Origin of the sequence: Streptomyces malaysiensis subsp. samsunensis (assembly GCF_024519315.1) — a bacterium.
Lineage (GTDB): Bacteria > Actinomycetota > Actinomycetes > Streptomycetales > Streptomycetaceae > Streptomyces > Streptomyces malaysiensis.
The window spans coordinates 1-848 of record NZ_JANIIC010000235.1 but is presented as its reverse complement, the minus strand read 5'-3'; the positions used below and the strand labels follow the sequence as shown (position 1 = coordinate 848).

General features: G+C 65.7%; 1 protein-coding gene. It reads right to left on the bottom strand.

The window, feature by feature from the left end; translation table 11 throughout:
• Window positions 1-848, bottom strand: an 848-nt coding sequence (locus NQU54_RS48665) for an acyltransferase domain-containing protein (RefSeq protein ID WP_257636671.1), incomplete at both ends; no start/stop codon positions are given.

Below are 848 nucleotides of genomic sequence, written 5' to 3'. Positions count from 1 at the left end.
CGGCGGAGGGTGCCGGTGATGGTGGCGCGTTCCTCGGGGTGGGTTTCGGTGGTGTCTTGGATGGCGGTGGTGAGGACGGGGTGGGTGCTGATTTCGATGAAGGTTCGGTAGCCCTGGGTGAGGAGGGCTTGGGTGCCTTGTTCGAAGTGGACGGTGTCGCGGAGGTTGCGGTACCAGTAGTCGGCGTTGATGTGGGTGGGGTCGGCCCAGTCGGCGTTCACGGTGGACATCCATGCGATGTGGCCGGGTGTGGCGGTGACGCCGTCGAGTGTTTGGTGCAGTTGGTTTTTGATGGTGTCGACGTGTCCGGAGTGTCCGGCGAAGTCGACGCCGGGGAGTTGCCAGCGGTAGACCTTCGCTTTGGAGAGGGCCTTTCCGAATTCGGTGAGTGCGTCGGGGTCTCCGGATATGGAGAGGGAGGTGGGTCCGTTGACGGCGGCGATCCATAGGCGTCCGTGCCAGGGGGCGAGTGCTTCTTGGGCCCATTCTTGGGTGGTGAGGATGGACATCATGGCGCCGTGTCCGGTGAGGTGGTGGGCGATGGTCTGGCTGCGGAGGGTGATGATTTTGGCGGCGGTGGGGAGGGTGAGGTGTCCTGCGACGTGGGCGGCGGCGATTTCGCCTTGGGAGTGGCCGATGACGGCGTCGGGGTGGATGCCGTTGGCTTGCCAGAGTGCGGCGAGGGAGACCATGAGGGCGAAGGTGGTGGGCTGGAGGACATCGACACGGTCGAGGGAAGGGGCCTCGGGTGCGCCGGTGATGACGTCGATCAGTGACCAGTCGGTGTACGGGGCCAGAGCGTCCGCGCATTCGTGGAGCCGGGCCGCGAAGACCGGCGAGGTGTCGAG